Here is a 6,080-nt window from a genome sequence, read left to right on the forward strand (position 1 = left end):
GTCCAAGACACGCCGCTTCCCGGGTTCGGGCACCGGCGTGTCTCGGACACTCGACGAGGAGGGGTCAGTTTCGCGGAGGCTCACCCCGTGCGGCGCGGGCCTGCTCGGCCGCGAGCTCGGCGCGGATCGTGTCGGTGCGCACGTCGGTGGGGCGCTCCCCCGGCTCCCACAGGCGGTCGACACCGGCCTGCGGGTGCCCCTCGGTCGCGGCGAGCGAGGCCTCCAGCGCCCGCTCGTAGCGGCTCTGACGACGCTTGAGCCACAGCCCCACCACGAGGAACACCGCCAGCAGCACGTAGGCCGATGCGGCGAAGGGGTGCAGCACGAGGTCGGCGACGTTGCCCTGGCTCAACTGCAGCGCCTTGCGCAGCTGCTGCTCCCCCATCGGCCCCAGGATGAGCCCCACGATGAGTGGTGCGATCGGGAAGCCGAAGCGCCGCATGAAGTACCCCAGCGCCCCCACCACCAGCAGGATGACGATGTCGAGCGTCGAGAAGCTCACGGCGTAGGCGCCGAGCACGGCGAAGGTCAGGATGCCGGCGTACAGGTACGGACGCGGGATCTGCAGAACCTTCACCCAGATCCCCGCGAGCGGCAGGTTCAGGACGATGAGCAGCACGTTGCCGATGTACAGACTCGCGATCAGGGCCCACACCAGGTCGCCCTGGTTCTGGAAGAGCTGGGGCCCCGGCTGGATGCCGTAGGACTGGAACGCCGTGATGATGATGGCCGCGGTGGCCGTCGTCGGAAGGCCCAGTGTCAGCAGCGGCACGAGCACGCCGGCCGCGGCGGCGTTGTTGGCCGCCTCGGGGCCTGCGACACCCTCGATCGCCCCGCGACCGAACTGCTCGCGGTTCTTCGACAGCTTCTTCTCGCTCGCGTACGACAGGAAGGTCGCGACGTCCGCACCGCCGGCGGGGATCGTCCCGATCGGGAAGCCGATGAAGGTGCCCCGCAACCACGGCTTCCACGAGCGGCGCCAGTCCTCCTTCGTCATCCAGTTGCGCCAGCCGCGGGTGACGGGGATGACGGGGATGGGCCCGTGGCGCAGGCGCGCGGCGACGTACAGGGTCTCCCCCACCGCGAACAGGCCGACGGCCACGAGCACGACGCTCACGCCGTCCGACAGCGCGAGCACACCCATCGTGTACCGCGCCTGACCGGTGGTCGCCTCGGTGCCGATGAGTCCGACCAGCAGGCCGATGCCGAGCGAGGCGAGACCGCGAGCCGGCGACGACCCGAGCAGCGCACCCACGGTGACGAAGGCCACGACGATGAGCGCGACGAAGTCGGCGGGAGACAGGTTCACCGCGAAGCGCGCGAGCAGCGGAGCGAAGAGGGTCAGCAGCGCCGTGGCGATCGTGCCGGCCACGAACGAGCCGATCGCCGCGGTGGCCAGCGCCGCCGCGCCGCGACCGAGCTTGGCCATCTTGTTGCCCTCGATGGCGGTGATGACGGATGCCGATTCGCCCGGCGTGTTCAGCAGGATGCTCGTGGTCGAGCCACCGTACATCCCGCCGTAATAGATCCCCGCGAAGGTGATGATGGCCGCCGTCGGGGACAGCGAGTAGGTCAGGGGCAGCAGGAGGGCGACGGTCATGGCCGGGCCGATGCCCGGGAGCACGCCGACGGCGGTTCCGATGACGACGCCGAGCAGCGCGAACAGCAGGTACTCCGGCTGCAGCGCGGTGGCGAAACCCTCCATGAGGGAGTTGACAGCATCCATGTCGACGGTCTCCTAGCCGAACAGGGGTCCGGGGCCGTACCACCAGTCGAAGGCGGCCCCGCGAGGAAGGAAGAGGCCCAGGCCCTCGCCGAAGAGGAGCTGGGTGCCGATGCCGATGACGAGACCGGCGAGGAAGGCGACCCACGGACGCTTGGCGCCGAGGGTCCAGGCCACGCCGCCGAACAGCAGAGCGGCGACCATCCACCAGCCGAGCAGTTCGAGCAGCAGCAGAACGGCGACCATCAGCGCGACGAGCTTCAGGATCGTCCACCAGTCGGTCTTGGCATCCGGATCGATGTCCTCACCCTCTTCGCGCGGAGCCACCCGGCCCCGCAGCGCGGCGATGACCAGCGTGATTCCGGAGCCGAGCAGAATGGCGGCGACGGCGAAGGGGAACACCTGGGGGCCGATCGCCTGACCGGCGGGGACGCGGATGGCGAACGCGCCGACGAGCGCGAACACGCCCAGCCCGACCACGACGCCGGCGAAGGCGACGTTGCCGATGCGCTCGGCGCCCCACCGGGGGCGGCTGGTCGCCGCCGCCCCCGGTGCGTCGGTGGTCGTCACGACACGAGCCCGATGTTCTTCAGGGTTCCGGAGACGTCGACGACGTTCTCCTCGACGAAGGAGGTGAACTCGTCGCCGGTCAGGAAGGCGTCGGTCCAGCCGCGCTCCTCGAGCACGCTCTTCCACGCGTCGGACGCGTGCATGTCGGTGACGAGCTTCGTGAGGCCCTCGGCATCCGCCTCGCTGATCCCGCCGGGGGCGAGCAGGCCGCGCCAGTTCGTGTAGACGACGTCGTAGCCCTCGGCGGTCATGGTGGGCACGTCGGGCAGCAGCGTCGCCGCCTCCTCGCTCGAGACGGCGAGGGCGCGCAGGTCGCCCGACTTCACGTATTCGGCGAACTCCCCCACGCCCGAGATGCCCGCCGCGGCGTTGTTGCCGAGCAGCAGCGACACGGCCTCGCCGCCGCCGGCGTTCGGCACGTAGTTGAGCTTCGAGGTGATGTCCGCCCCGGTCAGGCCGGCTTCCTCGAGGAGCAGCCCCGCGAGGATGTGGTCCGCGCCGCCGGCCGAGCCGCCCGTGATGGTGACGCCCTGCCCGTCGGCGACGACGGCGTCGACGAGGTCCTTCAGCGTCTGGTACTGGCTGGCCGCGGGCACGACCACGACGAGCGGCTCCTCGGTCAGGCGCGCGATGGGGGTGGTGTCCTCGATGCGGTTCTCCGCGGCGTTGGTCTCGACCGCGCCGACCATCACCAGGCCCGTCACCATGAGCGTGTACGGGTCGCGCTCGGTCGCGAGCGAGGCGAGGCCGACCGTGCCGCCGGCACCGCCGACGTTGCTCACGGCTGCGGTCCCGACGAGCTTGTCACCGGTGAGCACGTCGGAGACGGCGCGGCCGGTCTGGTCCCAGCCGCCGCCCGGATCGGCGGGGACGACGATGTTGACGGAGTCGATGGAGGCGGCATCCTGCGAGGCGGCCGCCCCGCCGGCACCCGCACCCTGCGGGTTGCAGCCGGTGAGGGCCGCGAGCGACAGCGCAGCCAGGGGGACGAGGGCGATGGTGGTGCGACGCATGCGCGGTACTCCTCTTCGAGTTCGGGTGAGGCACCGTCGCCTCCCCGCTGATCGCTCACGGTAGGCAGAGCAGACGGATGCCGTCTCGCTTGCGCAAGTAACGACGAGTTCGGCAACTATTGGTCGCGGGCGGGTGTGGGCGGCGGTCGACGCCCGGGAGACAATGGAGCGTGGTCCGAGCACTGTCGCTGAGACTGCAGCTGTTGCTGCTGCAGGCGCTGATCGTGTGCGTCGTGACCCTCGGTGCCGGCCTCGTCGCCGTCTGGATCCAGGAGAGCGCGATCCGGGACTCGTACCGCGAGCGCATGGTCGGCGTGGCCCTGTCGATCGCCCGTCTGCCCGTCATCGTCGAGGCGTTCGACGACCCCGACCCCTCGGCCGCGATCCAACCGGTCGCGGAGGTGATCCGGGAGGCGTCGTCGCTGACCTACGTCGTCGTCACCGACGTCGACGGCATCCGCTTCTCGCACCCTCATCCCGACCGCATCGGAGAGAGCGTGTCGACCGACCCCTCGATCCCGCTCTCGGGACAGGTGTGGTCGGGCACCGAGACGGGCACGCTCGGCGAGTCGTACCGGGTGAAGGTGCCGGTCTACGCCGACGGCGACACCGGTGAGGACGACGCGGGGGCCGAGATCATCGGGTCGGTGTCGGTGGGCGTGCTGGAGTCGGAGCTCGCGGCCGACCTGCAGTCGCGCCTGCCGGGGCTTCTGCTGGCGTTCGGCGGAGCCGCGGTGGCGGGGGTCTTCGGTGCGGCCTGGGTCGCGGCCCTCATCCGTCGCCGGATCTTCGGGCTCGAACCCGACGAGATCGCCGAGATGGTGGGCGAGCGCGAGACGATGCTGCACCGTCTGAGCGAGGGCGTCATCCGCGTCGATCACCGCGGCATCGTCACGAGTGCGAACGACGCCGCCGAGCGCATCATCGACCGCGGCGCTCTGCGGGGCCGCCGCGCCGACGAGACGCTCGACGGGCCGCTCCTGCAGGTGATGGAGGACGGCGAGCCCGAGGGGCGCCTCGTGCTCGCCGGCGAACGCCCCGTGATCGCCCGCTCGACGGGACTGCGCGACGACCGCGGGCGCCTGGTCGGGGCGACGCTCCTGCTGCGCGACCACAGCGAGCTGCACGAGGCGCTCCGGCAGATGGACGGCCAGCAATCGCTCACCGAGGGGCTGCGCGCCCAGGCGCACGAGTTCGCCAACTCGCTGCACGTCGTCTCGGGCCTGCTCGAACTCGGGGCCTACGACGACGCCCGGGAGTTCATCGCGCGCGTGCGCCCGGGCGGGTCGCTGGATCTCGGTCCGGATGCCGCCGGTCTCGGCAGCGAACTGACCGCGCTGTTGTCGGTGAAGCTCGCGCGATCGCGTGAGCTCGACGTCGCGCTCGAGATCATCGCCGACGGCACCCCGCCGGCCGAAGCCGTCGGCGACATCGTCACCGTGGTGGGCAACCTCGTCGACAACGCGCTGGAAGCCTGCCGCCCCGGCGACCGCCTCCGCGTGACGGTGGATGCCACGGCGGCCGCCGTGCGCATCGTCGTCGACGACAGCGGCGCGGGGGTGCCCGACTCCCTCCACGATCGCGTGTTCGACGAGGGCGTCAGCACGAAGGATGCCCGTCATCGCGCTCGCGGGATCGGCCTGGCCCTGGTGCGGCGCGTCGCGCGTCGCCGCGGCGGCGAGGCCCGCGTGTCGCGCTCCCCGCTCGGCGGTGCGCGGTTCGAGGTCGTCCTGCCCGAGCCGGAAAGGGTCTCATGATGGTCCTTCGCGTCCTCGTCGTCGACGATCAGCCCGCGGTCGCGTCGCTGCACGGCCTCTTCGTCGCCGGTCACGCCGCGTGCGAGGTCGTGGGCACCGCGGGCAGCGGTCCGGATGCCGTGGCGGCCGTCACCGAACTTCGTCCCGACCTGGTGCTCCTCGACGTGCACCTGCCGGGCTTCTCGGGGCTGGACGCCCTGCGCGCCGTGCGAGCGGATGCCGGGCTCGTGCAGCCCGAGGTCATCGCCGTGACCGCCGCGCGCGACGTCGACACCGTGCGCACGGCACGGCTGATGGGGGTGCAGCACTACCTCGTCAAACCGTTCACCGCGAGCGAGCTGCACGCGCGCATCGACGATGTCCTGGCGGAGCGCAGGTCGTCCGCCGCCGTGGAGGGGTCGCTCAACCAGCGGGGCGTGGACGCGGTCCTGCGACCCGTGACGCGACGCCCGCTGCCGAAAGGGCTCTCGCGTCCGACGCTCGACCTCGTGCGCACCGCGCTCGACGACCTCCGCTCGGCGAGCGCGGCCGAAGTCGCCGACCACCTCGGCCTGTCGCGGGTGAGCTGTCGGCGGTATCTGGAGCACCTCGCCGACGACGGCGAGTGCGTCCGCAGCCTCGACTACTCCACCGCCGGTCGCCCGAGCACCCGCTACACGCTCGCGACCCCGCCGGCGTAGTCCCCGGCCCTCGTCCGCCGCGGCGCGGCGCGGAGCCTCGCACGCTCTCGCCCTCCCCCCGGCATCCCCTTCGTCGAGTGTCCAGAACACGCCGCATCCCGGCGCGAGACGCGGCGTGTCCCGGACACTCACACGCGCTCACGCGAGCGAGACGCGGGGGCCCCTTCATCGAGTGTCCAGGACACGCCGCGTTCCGGTGCCGGGCACGGCGTGTCCTGGACACTCGACGGGGGGGGGGGGGGGGGGGCCCCCCCGGACCAACTGGGCCCCCCCCCCCGGTACCGCCCCACCCCACCCCCCAAAAACCCCCGGAAACCCGCCCCAAAGAAAACCAATA

Annotated in this window: 5 protein-coding genes; 2 read left to right on the plus strand and 3 right to left on the minus strand. The window is 71.8% G+C overall.

Going from position 1 to position 6,080, the window contains the following annotated elements; genetic code table 11:
* Nucleotides 1–64 precede the first annotated feature (64 nt).
* Genes ACFZA2_RS03010 through ACFZA2_RS03020 form a run of 3 tightly spaced genes read right to left on the minus strand, consistent with a single transcriptional unit; the run spans nt 65 to nt 3,306 of the window.
* On the minus strand, nt 65–1,726 hold the full coding sequence (locus tag ACFZA2_RS03010) for a tripartite tricarboxylate transporter permease (RefSeq protein WP_391400413.1): 1,662 nt from the start codon (nt 1,724–1,726) through the stop codon (nt 65–67).
* 12 nt (nt 1,727–1,738) lie between these two features.
* Complete coding sequence (locus tag ACFZA2_RS03015; protein ID WP_391400416.1) at nt 1,739–2,293, minus strand: tripartite tricarboxylate transporter TctB family protein; 555 nt, start codon at nt 2,291–2,293, stop codon at nt 1,739–1,741.
* A complete protein-coding gene (locus ACFZA2_RS03020) occupies nt 2,290–3,306 on the minus strand; it encodes a tripartite tricarboxylate transporter substrate binding protein (RefSeq protein WP_366373889.1) in 1,017 nt (338 codons plus the stop codon). Before ACFZA2_RS03020 ends, ACFZA2_RS03015 begins: the two co-directional genes overlap by 4 nt.
* 170 nt (nt 3,307–3,476) lie before the next feature.
* Between ACFZA2_RS03020 and ACFZA2_RS03025 the strand changes: the two genes are divergently transcribed.
* Nucleotides 3,477–5,063, plus strand: coding sequence for an ATP-binding protein (locus ACFZA2_RS03025; RefSeq protein WP_391400421.1), 1,587 nt, complete (start codon nt 3,477–3,479; stop codon nt 5,061–5,063).
* Nucleotides 5,063–5,743 carry a response regulator gene (locus ACFZA2_RS03030; protein ID WP_391400424.1) on the plus strand — a complete coding sequence of 227 codons (681 nt, stop codon included), beginning with the start codon at nt 5,063–5,065 and terminating at the stop codon, nt 5,741–5,743. The genes ACFZA2_RS03025 and ACFZA2_RS03030 overlap by 1 nt, the downstream gene beginning before the upstream one ends.
* Nucleotides 5,744–6,080: the final 337 nt, after the last annotated feature.

Origin of the sequence: Microbacterium sp. NPDC007973 (assembly GCF_042958465.1) — a bacterium.
In the GTDB taxonomy this organism is placed as follows: Bacteria; Actinomycetota; Actinomycetes; order Actinomycetales; family Microbacteriaceae; genus Microbacterium; species Microbacterium galbum.